A 22,249-nucleotide genomic window follows, 5' to 3' on the forward strand; every position below is an offset into this window, starting at 1 on the left:
GGTTCAGTGCGCGCCGGTCTCCGCGATGGGGGCCGGCGCGGCACCGTTGCGGGAGTAGCCGAGGCGCGGCGGTTCGGCGGCGGGCTCGGGAAGTTGCGGACGCTTGCTGCGGGCCAGCAGGGCCAGGGCGCCTGCCCCGGCGATCGCGAGGGACGCGATGAGCGGGTTACGAAGCTTCATACGACCACTCTACGAGACGCTCCCATCAGGTTCCCGGCGTCACACTGGGCCCGTGGCACCATATTCGCGTGACCTCACCCCATCAGACGGCCGTGGCGACGCTGCACACGAACCACGGCGATATCAAGATCGCGCTTTTCGGTAACCACGCTCCGAAGACGGTGCGCAATTTCGTCGGTCTCGCCGACGGCAGCGCGCCCTACACCACCGAGAACGCCGGTGGTACCGAGGCTGGCCCGTTCTACGACGGCGCCGTCTTCCACCGGGTGATGCCGGGGTTCATGATCCAGGGCGGCGACCCGACCGGCACCGGCCGCGGTGGGCCCGGCTACGAATTCGGCGACGAGTTCCACCCCGAATTGCGCTTCGACCGCGGCTACCTGCTGGCCATGGCCAATGCGGGGCCGGGCACCAACGGTTCGCAGTTCTTCATCACCGTCAGCGCGCAGCCGCACCTGAATCGCAAGCACTCGATCTTCGGCGAGGTGGTCGATCCCGATTCGCGCAAGGTCGTCGACGCGATCGCCGCGGTGCAGACCGATCGCAACGATCACCCGGACGAGCCGGTCGTGATCTCCTCGGTCACCATCGGCTGATCGAGCCGTACACAGCAGAACTCCCCGCCGCGACAGTCGCGACGGGGAGTCCTTTGCTTCACGTGAAACGTTGCGGGCTCAGTCGGCCACCGCGGCGAAGCCGTTGACGACCAGCGCGTCGTAGACATCGTGCGGGTTGGTGCCGAGATCCCAGCGGCCGAAGATCAGCAGCCGCTCCGAGCCCTCGTGCTGGACGTCGATCTCGAGCATCGCCGACTTCCGGCCGAGGCGGCGGTAGGAGACCATCCGGATCCGGTCGATGCGGTCGAGCGGGTACTCCTTCGGCCCGGTGAGCGTGCCGACCACCAGGCGCGGCGCGGGGCCGGACACCATGGTCAACCGGGGGCGCTGCCGGAAACCGAGCACGGCCATCCCCAGGACGGCGACCGCGGCCAGGCCGACGAGCAGCCTGCTCGGTCCGTCCTGGGCGAGCACGGCGGCCACGACCAGGATCAGGCCACCGCCGGAGACGGCGACCAGACCAGCGGTGGGAGTTGTCCACGAGGTGCCGCCTGCGGAATCCACAGCGTTCACGCGGCCTCGTCCCCCATTGCTCCTCGAGTTGTCCACAGCTTCATCCACAGGTGTGCATGAATAACACCGGTGTAATCCGGCGCGTACCTGCTGGTCAGCGCCATCGCATGGTCATGATCAGGCCGATGACCATCAGGCCGAACCCGATCAGGAAGTTCCACGCGTTGAGATCGTTCATCCAGCCGATCTGCTCGGCGGCCAGGTAGTACACCAGCAGCCAGACGAGGCCTGCCAGCATGAAACCAAGCATGATCGCGACGTACCAAGCCGGCGACGGGCCCGCCTTCACCTTCACCGGGGTGCGGCTGGCAGGGCTCGGGGTGTAGTCGGCCTTCTTACGGACCTTGGACTTGGGCATGACGTCCTCGAATTCGGAATACAGGTAACTACTAGGCTATCCCACCAGGTATTGGATGCGACGACCTACGGGGTCGGCACGTACTCTCGACGCATGCGTGTTCTGGTCGTCGACAACTACGACAGCTTCGTGTTCAACCTGGTGCAGTACCTCGGCCAGCTTGGTGCCGAGGCCGTGGTCTGGCGCAACGACGACCAGCGCCTCGCCGACCTGGACACCCTGCTCACCCGCGGCGACGAGGGCGGGACCTTCGACGGCGTGCTCGTCAGCCCGGGGCCGGGCAGCCCCGACCGGGCTGGCGCCAGCATCCCGCTGGTGCACGCGGCGGCCAAGCATCAGGTGCCGTTGCTCGGCGTGTGCCTCGGGCACCAGGCCATCGGCGAGGCATTCGGCGGCACGGTCGATCGGGCGCCGGAGCTGCTGCACGGCAAGACCAGCCAGGTGTTCCACCTCGGCTCGGGCGTGTTGGCCGGCCTGCCCGACCCGTTCACCGCCACTCGCTACCACTCGCTGACCGTCCTGCCCGAGACGATCCCGGACGAGCTGGAGGTCGTCGGCCACACCGAAAGCGGGATCGTGATGGCCATGCGCCACCGCACCCTGCCGATCCACGGCGTGCAGTTCCATCCCGAGTCGGTGCTCACCCAGGGCGGGCACCGGATGCTGGCCAACTGGCTCGAGGTGTGTGGGCAGCGCCCCGCCGAGGCACTGGTGTCGGCGCTCGAAGCGGAGGTCGCCGCGCTGGTGACCCAGTGAGGCCATATGTACTGCTGTCGGTGGCTGCCAGCCTGGACGGCTACATCGACGACACGAGCGCCCAGCGGCTGCTGCTGTCCAACAGCGCGGATTTCGACCGGGTCGACCAGGTGCGGGCCGAGTCCGACGCGATTTTGATCGGCGCGCAGACGCTGCGTGCCGACAATCCCCGGCTGCTGGTCAACAGCGCCGAACGCCGCGCCGACCGGGTGTCGGCGGGTAAGCCGGAGTATCCGGTCAAGATCACCGTCACCGCCTCCGGTGAGCTCGATCCCGAGCTGCGCTTCTGGCATTCAGGCGGCGACAAGCTCGTCTACACCTCCGACGCGGGCGCGGCGACGCTGGGTGATCGGCTGGCTGGACTGGCCGAAGTCGTCGCGCTCGGCCCCGAACTCGCGCTGTCCGCGCTGCTCGACGATCTCGGCGAGCGCGGTATCCACAGGCTGATGGTCGAGGGCGGCACCGGGATGCACACCGGGTTCCTCGCCGCCGACCTGGTCGACGAGATCCGGCTCGCGATCGCGCCGATCCTGGTCGGCGACCCCGCAGCGCCGCGGTTCGTCGGCCCCGCCGAGTTCCCCGGCGGTGCACAACGCCGGCTGCGCTTGGCGGGTGTGGAACAACTTGGGGATGTCGCTGTGCTGAAGTACCTGGTCGGCGACGCGGACGAGTCAGTTCGCTAACCGGTCCTGTGTTCGAAATCATGGGACCGACCTGCGGAAATATCACTGTCCACAGTTTGTCGAACGAATCGCTGCACACCTGAACATGACCGACTCCACATCATGCGACAGTTGTGGATAACTCCCGACCAGCAGGGGAATTCGATGAGCGCAGACAGTGCCGAGAGCACCGACCACCGATTCATGCACAGGGCGATCGACCTGGCCAGGAACTGTCCGCCCAGTACAACGGCCTACTCGGTGGGCGCGGTGATCGTCGCCGACGGCGTGGAGATCGCGACCGGCTGGTCGCGCGAGACCGACGAGAAGGTGCACGCGGAGGAATCGGCGCTGAACAAGCTCGACCCCGACGACCCACGGCTGACCAGGGCGACGATCTACAGCACGCTCGAACCGTGCTCGACCCGCGCCACGGCGAGCCGACCGCCGTGTACCGACCGGATCCTGGCCGCCGGTATCCCGACCGTCGTCATCGCCTGGCGCGAGCCGAGCCTGTTCGTCGCCGCGTGCGAGGGTGTGGACAAACTCCGCAAGCACGGTGTGCGCGTAGTGGAACTCACCGACCTGGCCGAGGAGGCCATGTCGATGAACACGCACCTCGATCTGAGCTGAGGCTCAGGGCCGCCCGTAGATGGCGGTCACGAACTCGCCGAGCTGATTGTCGTCGAGGTGCCTGGCCAGATCGGCCTCGCTGATCATGCCGACCAGCCGCTTGTTCTCGATCACCGGCATCCGCTTGACCCGATGACTCTCCATCTGGTCGAGCACGTCTTCCACATCCGCGTCCGCGCTGACCCAGCGCGGAGTCGACTCGCACAGTTCGGCCGCGGTCGTCGTTTCGGGGGACAAACCGAGCGCGATGCACTTCACGACGATGTCGCGGTCGGTGATGATGCCGCACATGCGTTCGTCGTCATCGGCGACGACGAGCGATCCGACGCCGAGATCGGCCATCGCCGTCGCGGCGGTCGATACGGTGTCGCCGCGGGTGATCCACTGCGCACCGGGCTTCATGATGTCCCTGGCCGTGGTCATAGGGCTACCTCCTCGTTCAGCGTTGCTGGTTGGGATGAAGCAGCCTCATTCTGCGCCCGCCGCGCCGCGGCGGGTAGGTTCTCCACGCAATCGAGACCTCAGCGCGGAATCGGTGAAGCACCTACCTGCAGCACGACATTGCTGGTCATGGTGACCGAGGACCCCGCCGCCGGACTCTGCCCGACGACCTTGCCCGACGCACTGCCGTCGAGCGTGATCACCGTGGTCTGGCTGAGCTGACCCGTCCAGCCGACCGCGCGCAGCTGTTCCTGCGCCTGGGTCGGGGTGAGCCCGCTCAGATCGGGGACGATGATCCGGTCACCGGCCGAGACCTGCACGGTGATGGTCGACCCCTTCTCCGCGTTGCTGCCGCCGGCCGGGTTGGTGGAGAGCACCTGCCCCCTCGGCGCGGTCGACTTCACCTCCTGGATGTCGACCTTGAACCCCGCGCTGTCGACCAGATTCGGCTGGGCGACAGCGATGTCCTGGCCGACCACCGTCGGCACCCTGATCTGCTCCGGTCCCGAACCGATGGTGACGACGATCGGCTGATCGATGTCGACCCGCACCCCCGCGCTCGGCTCCTGCGAGATCACCTTGTCGGTCTCGGCGGTGCTCGACGCCTTGCGCGCCACGTTCGGGTTCAGCTGCAGCCCGATCGAATTCAGCTTCTGCTCGGCCTCGGCCTGCGTGAGACCGGCCAGCCGCGGCACCTGGACCTGCGAGGGACCGGTCGAGACCTGCAGGGTGACGGTGCTGCCCTCGTCGATCCGGGAACCGCCGAGCGGCTGGGTCGCGATGACATTGCCCGGCGTCACCTTGCCGTCCGGCTTCTGCAGCACGGCGACCTTGAACCCGGCGTTCTGCAACGCGGTCTGCGCCTGCTGGGAGGGCTGACCCGACACATCGGGCACCGCGACCTGGCCGGGCTTGCTACCCGGCCCGACCAGCACCCAGAACAATCCGAAGGCCACCGCGAGCGCGGCGGCGACACCGAGCGCGATCAGACCGGTGCGATTACGGCCCTCGGCGGGCGGCGCGAGCGCGGCCTGCTCGGAGGTGTCGTCGCGGCGATCACGGAACGTCCGCGGGGAAGGCTCGTCGTCGTAATCCATGATGGTGGTGCGATCTTCGTCGTTCATCACCATCGGCGCGATCGGCTTCTGCCCGCCGAGCACCCGGATCAGGTCGGCGCGCATCTCCGCGGCCGTCTGGTACCGGTTGGCCGGGTTCTTGGCCATCGCCTTGAGGATCACCGAATCCAGTTCGCGCGGCACGCCGGGATTGACCGACGACGGCAGCGGCGGATCCTCCTTGACGTGCTGATACGCGACCGCGACCGGCGAATCGCCGGTGAACGGCGGCTGCCCGGTGAGGATCTCGAACAGCACGCAGCCGACCGAGTACACATCGGATCGGGCGTCGACGGTCTCGCCGCGCGCCTGTTCCGGCGAGAGGTACTGGGCGGTGCCGATCACCGCGGCGGTCTGGGTCATCGGGTTGGAGCTGTCGGCGATCGCGCGGGCGATGCCGAAGTCCATCACCTTCACCGCACCGGCGCGGTTGATCATGATGTTGGCCGGCTTCATGTCGCGGTGCACGATCCCGGCCTTGTGACTGAAATCGAGCGCGGCGCACACGTCGGCCACGACTTCCATCGCCTTGCGCGGCGCCAGCGGGCCCTTGCCGCGGACGATGTCACGCAGGGTGTCGCCCTCGACGTACTCCATGACGATGTAGGGCAGCGGCCCGCCGTCGACGGTGGCCTCGCCGGTGTCGTACACCGCGACGATGGCCGGATGGTTCAGCGCGGCCGCGTTCTGCGCCTCCCGCTTGAACCGCAGGTAGAACGTGGGATCGCGGGCCAGATCGGCCCGCAGCACCTTGATCGCGACGTCGCGCGAGAGCCGCACGTCGCGTGCCCTGTGCACCTCCGACATGCCGCCGAACCCGATGATCTCGCCCAGCTCGTACCGCGAGGAGAGATTCTTCGGGGTGGTCATGGTTGTCCTTGTGACGGAGTGTTGTCGACGGTGATCTTCGGGCCGAGCGCGTTCGGCGCGTCGGGGAACGGCAGGTCGAGCGTGGGCAGCCGCGGACGTCCGTTGACCGTCGTCGTACCCTCCGCCGGCTTGGTGGTGGTCGGCTTGGTGGTCTTGGCCGTGGTGGTCGGCTCGGGCTTGGTCGTCTTGGTCGGCGGCTGCGTCGTCGTGACCGGCGGTTCCGTCGTGGTGGGCTGCGGCTCCTCGGTGGTGGTCGTCGGGCGCGGCGGCTGCGTGGTCGTCGGCGCCTCGCTGGGCGGCTCGATCACCGGCGGCAGCTGCTTGGTGGTGGTCACCGGCGGGGGCAGCGGTTTGGTGGTCTGCACCGTGGTGGTCGTCGTGCCGGTGCCGCGATTCGGCTCACCGCCGAACAGCAGCCACAGCACACCGCCACCGAGCACCAGCGCGCCGATGCCGAGCGCGATCAGCCACTTCTGGTTGTTGTTCCTGGTCTCGGGCGTGACGGCGGCCGCAGCCGCGGCCTGCGTCGCCGGGCCGGTGTAACCGCCGCCGGGCGTGATCGGCTGCGGCGCCTGGTGGCCGAAGCGCATGGTCGCGCCGTCGTAGTCCGCGGCGGCCGGGATCACCGTGGTCGGGCCGGGCGGCAGGACACGGGTCGCCCCGGTCATCGACGGGCCGACACCCGCGGGCGGGGGTGGCATGTGACCGGCCCGAACCGCCGCGACCGCGTCGGCGAACTCGCCGCCGCTGCTGTAGCGCTGGCTCGGATCCTTGGCCATCGTGATCGCGATCAGCTCGTGCACATTGGCCGGCAGATCGGCGGGCATCGGCGGCGGCGCGTCGCGCACGTGCTTCATCGCGACGGTGATGGCGCCGTCACCGGTGAACGGGCGCACTCCTGCCAGCGCCTCGTAGCCGACGATGCCGAGGGAGTACACGTCGCTGGCCGCGGTGGCGTCCTCGCCGACGGCCTGCTCGGGCGCGATGTACTGGGCGGTGCCCATCACCATGCCGGTCTTGGTCACCGGCGAGGCGTCGACCGCCTTGGCGATGCCGAAGTCGGTGATCTTCACCTGGCCGGTCGGAGTCACCAGGATGTTTCCCGGCTTCACGTCACGGTGCACGACGCCGGCGGCGTGCGCGACCTCGAGTGCGCGGCCGGTCTGCTCGAGCATGTCCAGACCCTGGACGACCGAGAGCCTGCCCATCCGGTTCAGCACCGCGTTGAGCGGTTCGCCCTGCACGAGCTCCATCACCAGGTAGGCGGTCTCGCCGCCGGACGGGTCGGTGGTCTCGCCGTAGTCGTAGATGCCCGCGATCCCGGGGTGGTTGAGCTGCGCGGTGGTGCGCGCCTCGGTCCGGAACCGCTGACGGAACGTCGGGTCGGCGGAGAACTCGGTCTTGAGGACCTTGACCGCGACCCGCCGGTCGAGACGGGTGTCCATCGCTTCCCACACCTGGCCCATACCGCCGGTGGCGATGAGCCGCTGCAGGCGGTAGCGGTCGGCGATCATGGCGCCGTTGTTCAGCATCGGGGCCCCCGTGTTGTCACTCGCACACTCATTTCGTTCAGCCCCCTGCCAGGCCGGCATCCAGCACCGACCTGGCGATCGGAGCGGCCACCGAACCACCGGTGGCCGCCAGCGCCCGGTCGCCGCCGTTCTCGACGATCACCGCGATGGCGATCTTCGGGTTCTGCGCGGGCGCGAACGCCATATACCACGCATGCGGCGGGGTGTTACGCGGATTGCTGCCATGTTCGGCCGTGCCGGTCTTGGAGGCGATCTGGTACGGCGACCGGCCACCGCCGGCGGTATTGGCCTCCGAGGCGACCATCAGATTCGTCAGGGTCGACGCTACCTGGGGGCTCACGGCTTGTCCGACCGAGACCGCCTTGGTCTTGCTGAGCTCGGACAGGTCCGGCGCCTGGGTCTGGTCTACCAGGTACGGCTGCATCCTGGTCCCACCGTTGGCGATGGTCGCGGCGACCACCGCGACGTCGAGCGGGGTGACCGCGACATCGCGCTGACCGATGCTCGACTGGCCGAGGGCGGCGTTGTCGGGAATCGGGCCGACGGTCGACTCGGCGACCGGAATCGGTACACCGCGGTGCGGGCCGATGCCGAACGCGGCGGCCTCGTCCTTGAGCGCGCTCGCGCCGACCTTCACGCCGAGTTCGACGAACGCGGTGTTGCAGGAGCGCCGGAACGCCTCGTAGAGGCTGGCGGTCGGCCCGTCACCACAGGTGCTGCCGTTGTAGTTCTCCAGCGTGGTGCTGGTGCCGGGCAGGGTGATGTTGGGCGCCGCGGTGAACTGGTCGTCGGGACCGGCGACGCCGTTGGAGAGCGCGGCCGCGGTCACGATGGTCTTGAAGGTCGACCCGGGCGGGTAGGTCTGCGAGACAGCGCGGTTGAGCATCGGCTGGCTCTGATCGGTGCTGAGCCGTTCCCACGCGGCCCGGCCCGCGGCGCCGTCGTGGCCCGACAGCTCGTTGGGGTCGTAGCTGGGGGTCGAGACCATCGTCAGGATCTTGCCGGTGCTCGGCTCGATCGCGACGACGGCGCCGGTGTAGCCCTTGGCGGTCATCTGCTCGTAGGCGACCTGCTGCATCATCGGGTTGATCGTGGTGAGCACGTTGGCGCCGCGCGGGTCACGGCCCGCGAACATGTCGATGAGCCTGCGGCCGAACAGGCTCGAGTCGTTGCCCGAGAGCAGCGGGTCCGCGGCCAGCTCGAGGCCGGTCTTGCCGTACTGCATCGAGTAGAAGCCGGTGACCGGCGCGAACGCGGGCGGGGTGCTCGGGTATTGGCGCAGGTACTTGTACCGGTCGTCGGTGGCGACCGAGCTCGCGAGCACGGTGCCGCCCGCGGAGATCTGACCGCGCTGGCGTGCGTACTCGTCGAGCAGCACGCGCACATTGCGCGGATCGCTGCGCAGATCGTCGGCCTTGACCACCTGCAGGTAGGTCGCGTTCACGAGCAGCGCGACCACCATCACCATCACGGCGACGGCGACGCGACGTAGCGGAGTGTTCATTCGCTCGCCCTGCCTTCCGACCTGCGGAACATCTCGGTCGGCGCCTCGGCGATCGGCGCCGGGCCGCGCTTGCGCGCCGGTGCGGGCGCGCGGGCGGCATCGGAGATCTTGATCAGCAGCCCGAGCAGCGCGTAGTTCGCCAGCAGCGACGAACCGCCGTAGGAGATGAACGGCGTGGTCAGGCCGGTGAGCGGGATCAGTTTGGTGACGCCGCCGACGACGACGAAGATCTGGATCGCGATGGTGAACGACAGGCCTGCCGCGAGCAGCTTGCCGAAGCTGTCGCGCACGGCCAGCGCGGTCCGCAGCCCACGCACGATGAAGATCAGGAACAGCATCAGCACCGCGGTGAGCCCGATCAGGCCGAGCTCCTCACCGATGGTGGTGACGATGAAGTCGGTCTTGGCGAAGGGCACCTGTTGCGGGCGTCCGCTGCCCAGCCCGGTGCCGGCCAGGCCGCCGGTCGCGAAACCGAACAGCGACTGCGAGATCTGGTACCCGGTGTTGTGGTAGTCGTCGAACGGATGCAGCCAGGTGTCCACGCGCACGCGCACGTGCCCGAAAAGCTGGTAGGCGAAGACGAATCCGAGCGCGAGCAGCCCGCCGCCGATGACCAGCCAGCCCACCCGCTCGGTGGCGATGTAGATCATCACCAGCACGGTGCCGAAGATGAGCAGCGAAGTGCCGAGGTCCTTTTCGAGGACCAGCACACCGATGCAGACGACCCACACGATCAGGATCGGGCCCATGTCACGCGGCCGCGGGAACTCCATGCCGAGGAAGTGCTTGCCCGCCGCGGTGAACAGATCACGCTTGGCAACGAGCACGCCCGCGAAGAAGACGATCAGCAGGATCTTGGCGAATTCGCCCGGCTGCACGCTGAATCCGGGCAGCCGGATCCAGATCTTGGCGCCGTTGACTTCGGAGAACCGGCTGGGCAGCAGTGCCGGAATCGCCAGCGCGACCAGGCCGACCAGGCCTAGGGTGTAGGTGTAGCGCGCGAGCGTGCGGTAGTCCCGCAAGACGATGAGCAGGGTGATGAACACCACGATGCCCAGGCCGGTCCACATGATCTGCTGGTTGGCGTCGGGGGAGGGGATCGGGCTCGAGTCGTACACGGCCTTCTGCGCGTCCGCGAGGTCGAGCCGGTGGATCAGCACCAGGCCCAAACCGTTGAGCAGCGCGATGATCGGCAGCAGCAGTGGGTCGGCGAACGGCGCGAACCGCCGCACGGCCAGGTGCGCGATCCCGAACAGCGCGAGGAACGCCAGCCCGTACTTGACGATGTCCCAGGTGACCGATTGTTCCTGGCTCGCCTCCACGATGAACAGCGCCACCGTCGTGATCCCCGCCGCCCCCGCCAGCAACAGCAACTCCTGGTTGCGTCGCGTCGACGGGGGTGGTGCTGGCGCGAATCCGCCAGGGGGGCTGGGGAAAGCCCCAGCCGACGGCGGTGCCGGTGCGGACATCAGTCCGTCACCCGGCAGTTCTCCCCTGAGATCTGCGGAGTTGTCGTGGGGACGGTTGTCGTCGGGGCCGGGGTGGTCGGGGTCGGCGTCGCGGGCTGATCAGGGCCGGGGGTCGGTGCGCCACCGGGGATCGCAGGCGGCTGCTCGGTAGGCAGCACGCCCGGCTGCGGCACCGATTCCTTCTTCGGGCAGGGCGGCAGCAGTTCGTTGCGCGCCAGCATCTTCATGCTGTCGCGCGCCTTGTCCAGCGAGTCCGGCGGCAGGCCCTTCTGGACCTGGTCGCGGCCGGTCTGCTTGAGGTCGCTGACCATCAGCTTCTTGCAGCCGGCCGGCGCCGTCTTGTCCGCCTCGATCAGCGTCAGCTCGCCCTTGCTGTTGACGCAGCCGGTGAGCTCGACATCGTGGATCGAGTAGCCGAGGATCGAACCGGGCAGCCCGCGCATCACGACGACCCCGTCGTTGTCGGCGCCCACGTAGTAGTTGCTGCGAATCATCTTGTAGCCGACCACGAGTCCGACCACGACCGCGGCGATCAGCGCCAGCGAGAGCAGCAGCCAGCGCAGCTTGTGCGACTTGGGCTCCGGCGGCGGCGGTGCGGCGGCGGCCCGGCGCGGTTGCGCGCGCGGCGGGCGCATCGCGGCGGCCCGGCCGGCCGCGGTGTTCGGCGGCGGGGAATCTTCCTCCTCCTCGGTGGAGGCGGCGCCCGCGACGATCGGGTGGCTCTGGCCGTAGTCGAGATCGATCACGTCGGCGACGACGACGGTGACGTTGTCGGGCCCGCCGCTGCGCAGCGCCAGCTCGATGAGGCGGTCGGCGCACTCGTCGGTGTTGCCCTCGCGCATGGTGTTGCCGATGGTCTCGTCGCTCACCACGTCCGAAAGGCCGTCGGAGCACAGCAGATACCGGTCACCGGCGCGTGCTTCGCGCATGATCAGCGTCGGCTCGATCTCGTTGCCGGTGAGGGCGCGCATGATCAGCGACCGCTGCGGATGGGTGTGCGCCTGCTCCGGCGTGATCCGGCCCTCGTCGACCAGCGACTGCACGAACGTGTCGTCGCGGGTGATCTGGGCGAGTTCGCCGTCGCGCAGCAGGTAGGCGCGCGAGTCGCCGATGTGCACCATGCCGAGCTTGCCGCCGGCGAACAGGATGGCGGTGAGCGTGGTGCCCATGCCGTCGAGTTCGGGTTCGGCCTCGACGTGATCGGCGATGGCGGCGTTGCCGGAGCGGGTCGCCCGGTCGAGCTTGCCGAGGATGTCCTGGCCCGGCTCGTCGTCGTCCAGATGCGCCAGCGCGGCGATCATCAACTGGGAGGCGACTTCTCCGGCGGCGTGGCCACCCATGCCGTCGGCGAGGGCCAGCAGGCGCGCGCCCGCGTAGACCGAATCCTCGTTGTTGCCTCGGACGAGGCCCCGGTCGCTTCGCGCGGTGTAGCGCAGAACAAGTGTCACGATCGCAGCTCGATCACAGTTTTGCCGACCCGGACAGGAGTACCGAGCGGAACGCGGACGGCGGTGGTGACTTTCGCGCGGTCTAGATAAGTGCCGTTGGTGGAGCCGAGGTCCTCCACGTACCAGTCGTCACCACGCTGAGAGAGTCGCGCGTGCCTGGTCGAGGCATAGTCGTCGGTGAGTACCAGCGTCGAATCGTCGGCGCGGCCGATGAGGACCGGCTGCGTGCCGAGGGTGATTCGAGTGCCGGCGAGTGAACCATGAGTCACCACTAGATACTTGGCGCCCTTCTGGCCTCGGCTGAAGGAAGGCAGCACCGCGGAACCGCGTGCGGCCCTGGGCTGTATCCGGATGCCGGATGCCGCGTAGATATCGCTGCGCAAGGTCCGCAGGACGGCCCAGACGAACAACCAGAGCAGCAGCAGGAACCCCGCGCGGGTCAATTGCAGGATCAATCCCTGCACGGCGTTCCACCTCCTGTTCGCCCGGGTACGTCGGTACGGCAGGTGCGGGGCGAATTACCCCCACCAGCGTGCTGGCTTGCGGGCCCCGAGGTCGGGGCCGTGCGTGTGATGGCAGCATCATAGGGCCGACAGCGTCGACTCGTGACGTGCACCGCGCAGCTTACGGGATCAGACGATCCGGATCAGGATCTCGGAATGTCCGGCCCGGATGACGTCGCCGTCGGCGAGCTGCCAATCCTGCACGGGCGAGCCGTTGACCAGGGTTCCGTTGGTGGAGCCCAGGTCGGAGAGCATCGCGGTCTGACCGTCCCAGCGCACCTCGATGTGGCGGCGCGACACACCGGTGTCGGGCAGCCGGAAGTGCGCGTCCTGGCCGCGGCCGATGATGTTGCTGCCTTCGCGGAGCTGGTAGGTGCGGCCGCTGCCGTCGTCGAGCTGCAGCGTGGCCGAGTAGCTGGACTGCGCGGCGCCGTACCCGGCACCGGCGGCCGCGGCCTGACCGTAGCCCTGCTGGGCGCCGTAGCCACCCTGCTGGCCGTAGCCCGCCTGCTCCTCCTGGCCGTAGCCCGGCTCGGCGTAGCCCTGCTGTCCGTAACCGGCCTGCTGGCCGTAACCCTGGTCGGCGTAGCCGCTCTGGCCGTAGCCGCTCTGCTGGTCGTAGCCGGGTTCGGCGTAGCCCTGCTGTCCGTAACCAGCCTGCTGGCCGTAACCCTGCTGCTGCTCGGCGTAACCCTGCTGGCCGTAGCCGCCCTGCTGGTCGTAGCCGGGTTCGGCGTAGCCCTGCTGGCCGCCGTAGCCACCACCCTGCTGGCTGTAGGCCTGCTGTCCGTAGCCACCCTGCTGGTCGTAACCCTGCTCGCCGTAGCCGGGCTGGGCGCCGTAGCCGCCCTGCTGGCCGTAGCCGGGCTGCGCGCCGCCCTGCTGGTCGTACCCGTTCTGGTATTCGCCACCCTGCTGGCCGTACGCGGCATCGCCATAGCCGGGCTGGGCGCCGTAGCCGCCCTGCTGGCCGTACTCGTCGGGGTAGGCGCCGGGAGCGGCACCACGTCCGGCGGGCGGCGGTGCGTACCCGCGGTTGCGTGGATCGGACTCCGCGGGCTCTCGGCTTGGCTCGTAGCCTGAGTTGTGCGTCATGGGGCCAGCTCCTGGTTGCGGGTGTGCGGGTCGTTGTGGCGGTTCGGGGCGAGGTGGGGCGGTCCCGCGTCCGGCGTCGGGGTCGACGCGGCCGCTCGCTCTGAACATTCCGGTGTGCAGCGTAGGTGATGCCTCGAACGCCACGTGTACTTCGCCGTAGGTCTGCCAGCCCTGCTCGCGGATGTAATCCTGCAGATGTTTGGCGAACGCCTTCGTCGTGAGGTCGTGATCGGCGTCGAGCTTTCCGTGATCGGATTCGTTGATCGTGATCACGTAACTGTTCGGCGCGAGCTTGTGCCCGCCGCCGAGATCTTGCACCTGATCTGCGGCTTCGCGCTGCAGCGCGGCCTCCACCTCCTGGGGAACGACACTGCCGCCGAACACCCTCGCGAACACGTCACCGACAGCGCCCTGCAGGCGTCGCTCGAATCTCGACACGATGCCCATCACAGCCCTCCCTTCGGTGCGCGTGTCCGACCAGGTCGACACGCTGGTTACGGCGTGTCCGGACCCGACCACGTTCCTTGCATGATATCCACGATCCTCCAACCCTGTAACTCCCGGCGAAGCGCCCCGGTTCCCGAGCCGAATCCGCTCGCATCACCGCAGGTCAGAGACCCGATTTTATTTTCGGCCGCGGGGCATGTTAGATTTTTCCAGTCGCTCGGGCGAGTGGCGGAATGGCAGACGCGCTGGCTTCAGGTGCCAGTGTCCGTAAGGACGTGGGGGTTCAAGTCCCCCTTCGCCCACAAAGACTAGAGGCTCGATCCATCCGGATCGAGCCTCTAGTCGTTTCTGGGTCAGCACTTACGGGCGATCAGCAGGTGGTGCGGGATCGGCGGGTTCGCCAGCGTGCGCTGCTCGACGGTCAGGCCGGCGCCGGACAGGGCCGCGATCACGTCCTCGGCCGGACGCAAGGTGAAGCCATAAGGAGTGAACGGCATCTTCGCCATCGCCTCGGGGTCGCCGATGCCGATCACCGCGGTGCCGCCCTGGCGCAGGACGCGAGCCAGCTCGGCGCAGGCGGCGGGCAGGTCGTCGAGGAAGTAGATGGTGTTGACGGTGATCGCCGCGTCCAGGCTCGCGTCGGGGAGCGGGAGCGCGGTCAGGGTGCCGTCGGCAAGGACGACGCGACCGGCCGCGACCTCCATGGCGAAACCGGAGCGAGCGCGCGCGAGCATGTCGGGCGATGGTTCGACGCCGTGCACCAGGCCGGCGGGACCGACTCGGTCGAGCAGCAGCGTCAACCCGACACCGCCACCGAAGCCGATGTCGGCGACCGTCGCGCCCGCGCTCGGCGCCGCCGCGTCGACCGCCGCGGCGATGGCACGCCTGTTACCGCGATTGAGAACGAAAGCCACTGCCTTGCCGAGCATTCCGTGCGGATTACCGAGCTGATCGGCGATGGTCGTGAGCAGGCGATCCTTGACCCCGGGCATGCGGCAATCGTAGGCGGTCCCCGATCGGCGCAAGGCACTGTGACCTGGGTCATCCATATCGGCTGACCTACCCGTCGCAGGCGCTCGAAAGTCGCTGGTGAGGTGAAGATCACACCGCGCGGTACGGGCTGTATTCCGGGCGTTCCGCTGCCGATTTCGAGCCGTTCGGCGGACGGTTCGCAACCAGTAACTCGGCCCAATGAAGGCCTCGTGACAGGTGCTACGGCCCGATTGCTAGGTGCTGATCTTGTTTGCAGCGTTGTAAACAAACTTGAAGTCTCTTTTAGGGCGTTTAAAGTTCGGCAAACCGAAATTCTGTTGCCGAATCCGCAGGTGACCGGCTATGTGCGGGGTCCCGTTCACCTTCGGGCAATCAGCGGGATCATTCCCGCGCGAGCTCGCCGGCGCTCGGGTGACTCGTTGTCGAAGGTTTGCCGCAGGTGAATTTCCGGTGTCGGCGAGGACCCGTCGAGCGAGCCGCCGGAAGTTAGCTGTGGCGGTGAAAATCGGTGGATCGACAGATGTTTGCCGGTTCGCAATCAGTACGCCGGACCTGCGCGTTGGGGGTTGCATGGGCATAACGATTGTGTACAGTTGACGGTAACGCTGGCCGCAGCTCGAGCCCGACTCGCTGCGGCCAGCGGAACTCAAATGGGGGAGTTCGAAACCTTCTCGTTACCTCGCGTAGCTGCCGATTGTCCGGAGCTGTCTCGGCGAGGGTGTGCTCGGAGTTGCCTGCTGCGCAAATGCACTTGCATCTGCGAGTTCAGGCCCGGTCCAGCGACTTTTGCGCGGAAGGCAGCCAGCGATCCGCCGGGTCCGGCAGGGCCGCGGGCGTGGCGGCCGTGGCGTCCTGCTCCTCGGCCACCCGGCGGCCGAGGCCGAAAACGTAGAAGAGGAACAACGTCTCGGCGGCGAACCCGACAGCGATGCGCACCGGGGCCGGTAACGGACTCGGGGTCACGAAACCTTCGATCAGACCGCACACCAGCAGAACAACGACCAGGCCGAGCGCCACCGTGGCGGTCACCCTGCCCTGGCGGGCGACGGCGGACGCCCTGCTGCGCCGACCCGGGTCCACCAGCGTCCAGCCCAGTTTCAGCCCAACCCCGCCCGCGACGAACAGTGCCGTCAGCTCCAGCGTGCCGTGCGGCAGGATGAAGCCGAAGAACGACTCCAGCCGTCCCGCGTCGGACATCAATCCACCGGTTATCCCCAGATTCAGCGCGTTCATGAACAGCGCATACACAGCGGGCAGGATCAGCACACCGGTGAACAGTGCGATCGCCGACACCCACGAGTTGTGTGTCCACACCTGGGCGGCGAAGGCGTCGTTGGGGTGCTCCGAGTAGTAGGTCTCGAACGCGCCACCCGGTCCGGTGATGATCGAGGTGTCACCCTCGGGTATCCCCAATGCTTTTCGCGTCGCCGCCGAGTTGTCCACAAGGACGGCGATCACGGTGGACACGGCGAGGAAGATCGCGGTCACCGCGACCCACCACGGCCAGGCGCGATACACCGCCGCGGGGAAGTGCCGGGTGAAGAACCGGCCGGCTTCGCGCCACGGCTGCGAGCGCGCGGCCAGCACCCGTCCCCGTGCCCTGGCCAGCAGGGCACTGAGCCCGGACACCAGCTCCGGATCGGGGTGGTGGCCTTGCAGCTTCGCCAGCTGCTGCGACGCGGCCCGGTACAGCCGGACCAGTTCGTCGGTCTCGGCCCCGGAGAGTTTGCGCTGGCGGACCAGCTGATCCAACCGATACCACGACCGTTGATGCGCCCAGCTGTAGGCATCGGTGTCCATATCGGGAATGCTAGCCACATGGCCGAATTCACCACCGGCGAAGCGGTGGCGCTCGAACTCCCGATCGCGCGCATCCCCAGCCGTGCGGGCGCCTTTCTGCTCGACCTGCTCATCCAGCTGGGGCTGGCGGCCACCCTCGCCTACGGCGGGCTGATGCTGTTGCTCGCGGCCGAGGCCGATTCGGCGTGGTGGAGTGTCACCTCCGTGGTCACGCTGGTGACCGTGCTTGTCGCGTACCCGGTGACCAGCGAAACCGTCTCGCGCGGGCGCTCGCTGGGGAAGCTGGCGTTCGGGCTGCGCGTCGTGCGCGCGGATGCCGGGCCGATCGACTTCCGGCACGCGCTCACCCGCGGGCTGGCAGGCGCGATTGTGGATTTCTGGATGCTCGGCGCGTTCGGCGCGGTCGCGGTGATCAGCTCGCTGTGCTCACGCGACGGCAAGCGGGTGGGTGACGTGCTCGCCGGGACCGTGGTTGTGCACACCCGGCAGAGCCTGCCGATGCCCGCGCTGGCCGTCGCGCCACCGTGGCTGACCGGCTGGGCCGCCGAGCTCGATCCGAGCGGGATGTCCGACGAGCTGGCCGGGGCGGTGCGTCAGTATCTGACCAGGTTGCGCACGTTGACACCGGCCGCGCAGCACCACCTCGGTACCCAGCTCGTTGCGGCGGTGTGTGCCGCTGTGGGCCGCCCGGCGCCGACGGAGTACCCGCCGTACCACGTCCTCGGTGCGGTTCTGGCTCGGCGACAGCAGCTTTCGCGCGGCTGAGCCCTGTGGATGAACTCGCCCTGTGCACAACATGTTGGCGAGGCGGTGGATGGACTGTGAGTGACGGTGGACAACTTCGGCTGTCCATCACTCACAGGGAACCCGACTGCTTCAATTCCAGGTACTCGTCGGCCAGAGCCTCCGGCAGCTGGTCCGGCGCGGCGGCGACCACCTGCACCCCACGTCGACGCAGTGATTCCTGCACCAGAGCCCGCTCGGCCAGCACGGTCTCGGCCGCCGCCGCGGTGTAGACCGCGTCGGCGGTAGACCGGTCACGGGCGGCCGCGGCGATATCCGGGTCGGTGACCGAGACGATCAACACCCGGTGCCGCCGGGTGAGCGTCGGCAACGCGGGGAGCAGATGCTCGGTGACCGTCGGCCCGTCCAGGCTGGTGAACCAGACGATGAGCGCACGCCTGCGCACCCGGGAGATCACGGTCCGGACCAGCCCAGTCGTGTCGGTATCCACAAGCTGTGGCGTCACGCCGGCGAGGGTGTGCATAAGTTTGAGAGGGAGCTGATGTCCGCTCGCGCCGGTCGCCTCGGCGCGCACGCGGCGGTCGTAGGCCAGCAGGTCGACGGTGTCGCCCGCGGCCGCGGCCAGCCCACCGAGCAGCAGGGCCGCTTCGATCGAGGAATCCAGCCGGGTGCCTTCGCCGACCCGTCCCGCGCTGGCCCGCCCGGTGTCGAGCACCATCAGCACGTGCCGGTTGCGTTCCGGCCGCCAGGTGCGCACGAGGACGTCGGCGGCACGGGCGGTGGCCCGCCAGTCGATGCTGCGGACGTCGTCGCCCGCCACGTACTCGCGGAACGAATCGAACTCGGTGCCCTGCCCGCGGGTGTTCGCGACATTGCGGCCCTCGAGATGATGCAGCCGCTTCACCTTCGACCGCAGCAGCCGTTCGCTGCGGAACGCGGGCAGTGCCCGCACCCTGGCCGGAACGTCGACGCGGGTCTGGCGACCGGCCAGCCCCAGCGGCCCGAGCAGCCGCACCGTCACCGGGCCCGCGACCCGGTCGCCGCGATAGGTGGGGGTGAGGCTTGTGCGCAACCGGATCCGGGTGCGTGGCGCCAGCGCGAGGTGATGCGTGCGGTGATCGGCGCGTGCGCTGTCGGGCCAGGCGTCCCACAGCATCCCGCGCACCATCGCCGTGCCGGTGTTGGTCACCACGAGTTCGATCTCGGTGTTCCGGCCCAGCCGCACGACGGTCAGCGGGTCGCGGGTCAGGGTGAGCGAGTCGGCCCGCGCGGTGAGCGCGACATCGAACAGCCCGACCGCCAGCAGCGCGACACACGCGCCGAGCACGCCGACCCATGACGGCGCGAGAAACATCACCAGCGCCGCCGCGATCGTGGCGAACAGCGCGAACCGGCCTGTGACGACCACGCCGCTACACCGGAACCGGCACCGAGACCAGCAACGACGAGAGCACACCCTCGGTGCTCACCCCGTCCAGCTCGGCCTCCGGCCGCAGTTGCAGCCGGTGCCGCAGCACGGCCACGGCCACGGTCTTCACGTCGTCGGGCGTCACGTAGGCGCGCCCGTTCAGCCAGGCGAAGGCGCGCGCGGCCGCCAGCAGCGCGGTCGCGCCACGGGTCGACGCGCCGTGCGCGACGGCGGGCGAGCTGCGCGTGGCGCGGCACAGGTCGACGATGTAGGCGAGGACCTCGGGACTCATCGTCACCTGCGCGATCGCGGCGCGGGCGGCGGCGATGTGCTCGGGACCGGCCACCGGACGCAGCCCGGCGGCGCCGAGATCACGCGGATCGAATCCGTTCGCGTGCCGTTGCAGGATGCGGAACTCGTCGTCGCGGTCGGGCAGCCGGATGTCGACCTTGAACAGGAACCGGTCGAGCTGGGCCTCCGGCAGCGGGTAGGTGCCCTCCTGCTCGATCGGATTCTGGGTGGCGACGACGACGAACGGATCGGGCAGCGGCTTGGGCTGACCGTCCACCGAGACCTGGCGCTCCTCCATCGACTCCAGCAGCGAGGACTGCGTCTTGGGCGGGGTGCGGTTGATCTCGTCGGCCAGCAGCAGGTTGGTGAACACCGGGCCGTGGCGGAAGGTGAACTCGGCCGAATGCGGGTCGTAGATCTGCGAACCGGTGATGTCGCCGGGCATCAGATCGGGCGTGAACTGCACCCGGGCGTGGTCGAGCGCCAGCGAGGTGGCCAGCGCGCGGACCAGCAGCGTCTTCGCCACGCCCGGCACGCCCTCGAGCAGCACGTGGCCGCGGCACAGCAGCGCGAGCACCAGATACAGCACGGCCTGATCGTTGCCGACCACGGCCTTGCCGATCTCGGTGCGCAGGGCGGCCAGTGCCGCACCCGCCTCCGCGGCGCTCGGCGTTTTCTGCAGGACAGTGTTGTCGTTCATCAGAGTTCCGTCTCGATCCATTCGAGGTGTGCGGCGACGTAATACAGGGTCGTCTCGTCCGGCACCGGGCCGAACAGGACGGTGCCGATCTGCTGGGCGGGCACGCCGAGGCGGGTGGCGGCGGTTTCGACGAGCTGATCGTCGGTGAGTTCGCGCGCGCCGAGGCGCGGGCGGATCCGGCGCAGGGTCGCCGTGCGCAGGGCCTGCGCGACGTGGGCGACGTCGCCGGAGCGACGGTACAGACCCGCCTGGCCCGCGAGTAGTTCGTTCGCGGCGACTTCGACCGGTCGCGGTTCGCCGACGAGCGCGCCGCGTCTGCGCCCGCGCCACCACATCAGCGCGACGAAGGCGATCAGGAACTGCAGGCCGCCGAAGGCCAGCCAGCCGGGGAGCCGGGTGAAGATCGAGTCCTTGCCCTCGCCGAAATCGGGGTCGAAGTCGTCCTCTGGTCGATCGGGCGGGTCCGGCGGTGCGGGCGGGTCTGGCGCGTCGGGCGCACCGCACGACTGCAAGGTGGCGTACAGGAGCAGGGCCAGTACCAGTCCGGCGGCCAGCGCCGCCCAGAAGCGGGGATTGCGGAGCAGCCCTGGCAGCGGCGGAAGTTGCCTGCGGCGCTTGGGTTCCCGTTCGACGATCTCGAGTTCGACCGGCTCGTCGACCGGTGGGGGCGCCGACTGCGAGTACCGGTCGGCGTATTCGAGCCTGCGGTATTCGTCCTCGGTCGCGGCGCGGCCGCCGTAGACAACCTCGTCGAAACTGCGTGCCGCCGGGTGCAATTCGGTGGACTGTTCCAGCGGCAGGGCCGTGGTCGCGTCGTCGGCGGTCTCCTGCGCGGTGCGGGATCGGCGGACCGGGAGGGTGCCGCCCTGTTCGAGGGCGCGCAGGACGGCGCGGAAGCGTTCGCGCAGTGCGCGGTCGTAGTCGCGGCGGCCCGCGGCCTGTTCTGCGGCGGCGCGGTGGTCGGCGGCGGCGCCTAGGCGCGGTTGTGGTGGGGCGCTGGTTTGGGGCGCTTCGAGGTGTGGCCGCAGCGGGTCGTTGGTGTGCGGCACTTCGAGGTGTGGCCGCAGTGGGTTGTCGGTGTGCGGCGCTTCGAGGTGGGGTTGCGGTGGAGCGTCGGCGTGCGGTGCGTTGACGCGGGGCGGCGGCGGTCCGGCATCGCGTTCGGGGCGGGAAAAGTTGTTGTCGGTCACCGGTTCTCACCTGGTATCCGGATGTCCATGCCCTCGCGTGCGCACCGGCGGTCGATGTAACAGAGGACGCGGCTGACGGCCTCGACGATCTCGCCGACCGTCACCACCAGCAGCAGCCCGCCGACCAGCAGCGTGATGAAGGCCCAGCGGTGCGTGCCGGAGAAGTCGGACAGGAAGAAGGGAATGCCGAACGCGGGCACCGCGAGTACCGCGAAGATGACTCGCTGGGTGAGCCACAGACCCGCGACGGACCAGTCCGCGCCCTGCACCAGCTCCTTCGAGCGGGCAACGGCGAGACCGTAACCCGCCTGCTCACCGAGGATCGCCGGTTCGACGACGAACCGGCGCGCCCGCACATACGACAGCCAGATCAACGCCAGGGGATAGGTGACGATCAGCAGGCTGCCGACCAGCAGCACCCCGATTCCGGTGAGCGTGAACATGATCTGCGCGAGAACCAGCGGTCCCGCCCGTCGCCCGGCAGCCCGCAACCCGGCGCGCGCGCCGCAGCGGACTCCGCCGAAGTCGGCGAGCGCGATGGCGACGGTCGTGCCACGCAGCACGAGCCGCAGCAGCCACACCCCGGCCGCGGTCGCCAGGATCGCGGCCCACGCGGTGCCGTCGTCGGAGCCGTCGGTCAGGTGCGAGACCAATCCGGTGACGCCGAGCACGCCGAGCAGCGTCAGCACCAGCGCGGCGCCACCGAGCGCCGCGAAGGCCCGGATATGGGCCTGGATCAGGGCGAACGGCTCGTCGAGCAATTCGCGGAAACGCAGGGGCCTGATCGGAACCGTCGGCGGAATTGACGGCGTCGGCGCAGGCGCTCGAGCCGGATCGGTTCCCACCCCGACGGCGCCGACCGTGTCGACGGCGGGACGCACGCGGCCGAGTCTAGCTGTGTTGTTGGAGCGCTGGCGCGCTCGAGGTCGCGGCCCCTTGTGTCCCGCCGATCAGCGGCAGTTGCTTGCTCCTTCGTCGCC

At 68.9% G+C, this 22,249-nt stretch carries 22 protein-coding genes and 1 tRNA gene; 6 read left to right on the forward strand and 17 right to left on the reverse strand.

Annotated elements, in window-relative coordinates; all coding sequences use genetic code 11:
• Positions 1–3: 3 nt before the first annotated feature.
• Positions 4–180: a hypothetical protein gene (locus ACWF9G_RS13380; RefSeq protein ID WP_452515405.1), complete on the reverse strand. Its 177-nt coding sequence runs from the start codon at positions 178–180 to the stop codon at positions 4–6.
• A gap of 68 nt (positions 181–248) precedes the next feature.
• On the opposite strand from ACWF9G_RS13380, the gene ACWF9G_RS13385 reads away from it, so the two are divergent.
• Positions 249–776, forward strand: a complete 528-nt coding sequence (locus tag ACWF9G_RS13385; RefSeq protein WP_452515407.1) for a peptidylprolyl isomerase — start codon at positions 249–251, stop codon at positions 774–776.
• A gap of 78 nt (positions 777–854) precedes the next feature.
• On the opposite strand, the gene ACWF9G_RS13390 is transcribed toward ACWF9G_RS13385, so the two are convergent.
• Both ACWF9G_RS13390 and crgA read right to left on the reverse strand, forming a co-directional pair.
• A complete protein-coding gene (locus ACWF9G_RS13390) occupies positions 855–1,301 on the reverse strand; it encodes a PH domain-containing protein (RefSeq protein WP_379306146.1) in 447 nt (148 codons plus the stop codon).
• 103 nt (positions 1,302–1,404) lie between these two features.
• Positions 1,405–1,668, reverse strand: coding sequence for a cell division protein CrgA (crgA, locus tag ACWF9G_RS13395; protein WP_189031801.1), 264 nt, complete (start codon positions 1,666–1,668; stop codon positions 1,405–1,407).
• Positions 1,669–1,761: 93 nt separating this feature from the next.
• Here crgA and ACWF9G_RS13400 point away from each other — a divergent pair, with 93 nt between their 5' ends.
• The 3 genes from ACWF9G_RS13400 (at position 1,762) to ACWF9G_RS13410 (ending at position 3,719) form a co-directional block, all read left to right on the forward strand.
• Positions 1,762–2,424 carry an aminodeoxychorismate/anthranilate synthase component II gene (locus ACWF9G_RS13400; RefSeq protein WP_378849978.1) on the forward strand — a complete coding sequence of 221 codons (663 nt, stop codon included), beginning with the start codon at positions 1,762–1,764 and terminating at the stop codon, positions 2,422–2,424.
• A complete protein-coding gene (locus ACWF9G_RS13405) occupies positions 2,421–3,107 on the forward strand; it encodes a RibD family protein (protein ID WP_452515410.1) in 687 nt (228 codons plus the stop codon). Before ACWF9G_RS13400 ends, ACWF9G_RS13405 begins: the two co-directional genes overlap by 4 nt.
• Positions 3,108–3,251: 144 nt before the next feature.
• Positions 3,252–3,719: a deaminase gene (locus ACWF9G_RS13410; RefSeq protein ID WP_452505175.1), complete on the forward strand. Its 468-nt coding sequence runs from the start codon at positions 3,252–3,254 to the stop codon at positions 3,717–3,719.
• 3 nt (positions 3,720–3,722) lie between these two features.
• On the opposite strand, the gene ACWF9G_RS13415 is transcribed toward ACWF9G_RS13410, so the two are convergent.
• The 8 genes from ACWF9G_RS13415 to ACWF9G_RS13450 all read right to left on the reverse strand — a co-directional run bounded on the left by ACWF9G_RS13415 (position 3,723) and on the right by ACWF9G_RS13450 (position 14,143).
• Positions 3,723–4,142, reverse strand: coding sequence for a CBS domain-containing protein (locus ACWF9G_RS13415; protein WP_379080992.1), 420 nt, complete (start codon positions 4,140–4,142; stop codon positions 3,723–3,725).
• 98 nt (positions 4,143–4,240) lie between these two features.
• Complete coding sequence (pknB, locus tag ACWF9G_RS13420) at positions 4,241–6,145, reverse strand: Stk1 family PASTA domain-containing Ser/Thr kinase (RefSeq protein WP_452515412.1); 1,905 nt, start codon at positions 6,143–6,145, stop codon at positions 4,241–4,243.
• Positions 6,142–7,677: a protein kinase domain-containing protein gene (locus ACWF9G_RS13425; RefSeq protein WP_452515414.1), complete on the reverse strand. Its 1,536-nt coding sequence runs from the start codon at positions 7,675–7,677 to the stop codon at positions 6,142–6,144. Before ACWF9G_RS13425 ends, pknB begins: the two co-directional genes overlap by 4 nt.
• A gap of 37 nt (positions 7,678–7,714) precedes the next feature.
• A complete protein-coding gene (locus tag ACWF9G_RS13430) occupies positions 7,715–9,181 on the reverse strand; it encodes a peptidoglycan D,D-transpeptidase FtsI family protein (RefSeq protein ID WP_452515416.1) in 1,467 nt (488 codons plus the stop codon).
• Complete coding sequence (locus tag ACWF9G_RS13435) at positions 9,178–10,650, reverse strand: FtsW/RodA/SpoVE family cell cycle protein (RefSeq protein ID WP_379306112.1); 1,473 nt, start codon at positions 10,648–10,650, stop codon at positions 9,178–9,180. Before ACWF9G_RS13435 ends, ACWF9G_RS13430 begins: the two co-directional genes overlap by 4 nt.
• Positions 10,650–12,098, reverse strand: coding sequence for a PP2C family protein-serine/threonine phosphatase (locus ACWF9G_RS13440; protein ID WP_452515418.1), 1,449 nt, complete (start codon positions 12,096–12,098; stop codon positions 10,650–10,652). The genes ACWF9G_RS13435 and ACWF9G_RS13440 overlap by 1 nt, the downstream gene beginning before the upstream one ends.
• A complete protein-coding gene (locus ACWF9G_RS13445) occupies positions 12,095–12,562 on the reverse strand; it encodes an FHA domain-containing protein FhaB/FipA (RefSeq protein ID WP_189031822.1) in 468 nt (155 codons plus the stop codon). The genes ACWF9G_RS13440 and ACWF9G_RS13445 overlap by 4 nt, the downstream gene beginning before the upstream one ends.
• 168 nt (positions 12,563–12,730) lie before the next feature.
• Entirely contained in the window at positions 12,731–14,143 is a 1,413-nt protein-coding gene (locus tag ACWF9G_RS13450) for a DUF3662 and FHA domain-containing protein (RefSeq protein WP_452515420.1), read from the reverse strand.
• 219 nt (positions 14,144–14,362) lie between these two features.
• Here ACWF9G_RS13450 and ACWF9G_RS13455 point away from each other — a divergent pair.
• Positions 14,363–14,445, forward strand: a tRNA-Leu gene (locus tag ACWF9G_RS13455).
• A gap of 51 nt (positions 14,446–14,496) precedes the next feature.
• Here the strand turns inward: ACWF9G_RS13455 and ACWF9G_RS13460 are convergent.
• Both ACWF9G_RS13460 and ACWF9G_RS13465 read right to left on the reverse strand, forming a co-directional pair.
• Positions 14,497–15,135, reverse strand: coding sequence for a methyltransferase domain-containing protein (locus ACWF9G_RS13460; protein WP_452515422.1), 639 nt, complete (start codon positions 15,133–15,135; stop codon positions 14,497–14,499).
• Between the two features lie 766 nt (positions 15,136–15,901).
• Positions 15,902–16,936, reverse strand: coding sequence for a stage II sporulation protein M (locus ACWF9G_RS13465; RefSeq protein ID WP_452515424.1), 1,035 nt, complete (start codon positions 16,934–16,936; stop codon positions 15,902–15,904).
• Between the two features lie 18 nt (positions 16,937–16,954).
• On the opposite strand from ACWF9G_RS13465, the gene ACWF9G_RS13470 reads away from it, so the two are divergent.
• On the forward strand, positions 16,955–17,701 hold the full coding sequence (locus ACWF9G_RS13470; RefSeq protein ID WP_452515425.1) for an RDD family protein: 747 nt from the start codon (positions 16,955–16,957) through the stop codon (positions 17,699–17,701).
• A 91-nt stretch (positions 17,702–17,792) separates the two neighbouring features.
• Here the strand turns inward: ACWF9G_RS13470 and ACWF9G_RS13475 are convergent, their stop codons facing one another.
• Genes ACWF9G_RS13475 through ACWF9G_RS13490 form a run of 4 tightly spaced genes read right to left on the reverse strand, consistent with a single transcriptional unit; the run spans position 17,793 to position 22,150 of the window.
• Positions 17,793–19,088, reverse strand: coding sequence for a DUF58 domain-containing protein (locus ACWF9G_RS13475; RefSeq protein WP_452515427.1), 1,296 nt, complete (start codon positions 19,086–19,088; stop codon positions 17,793–17,795).
• A 4-nt stretch (positions 19,089–19,092) separates the two neighbouring features.
• Positions 19,093–20,079 (reverse strand): AAA family ATPase, encoded by a 987-nt coding sequence (locus ACWF9G_RS13480; protein ID WP_452515429.1) that lies wholly within the window; start codon positions 20,077–20,079, stop codon positions 19,093–19,095.
• On the reverse strand, positions 20,079–21,269 hold the full coding sequence (locus ACWF9G_RS13485; protein ID WP_452515430.1) for a DUF4129 domain-containing protein: 1,191 nt from the start codon (positions 21,267–21,269) through the stop codon (positions 20,079–20,081). Before ACWF9G_RS13485 ends, ACWF9G_RS13480 begins: the two co-directional genes overlap by 1 nt.
• Positions 21,266–22,150, reverse strand: a complete 885-nt coding sequence (locus ACWF9G_RS13490; protein ID WP_452515432.1) for a hypothetical protein — start codon at positions 22,148–22,150, stop codon at positions 21,266–21,268. The genes ACWF9G_RS13485 and ACWF9G_RS13490 overlap by 4 nt, the downstream gene beginning before the upstream one ends.
• Positions 22,151–22,249: the final 99 nt, after the last annotated feature.

The organism is Nocardia sp. NPDC055029 (assembly GCF_053608525.1).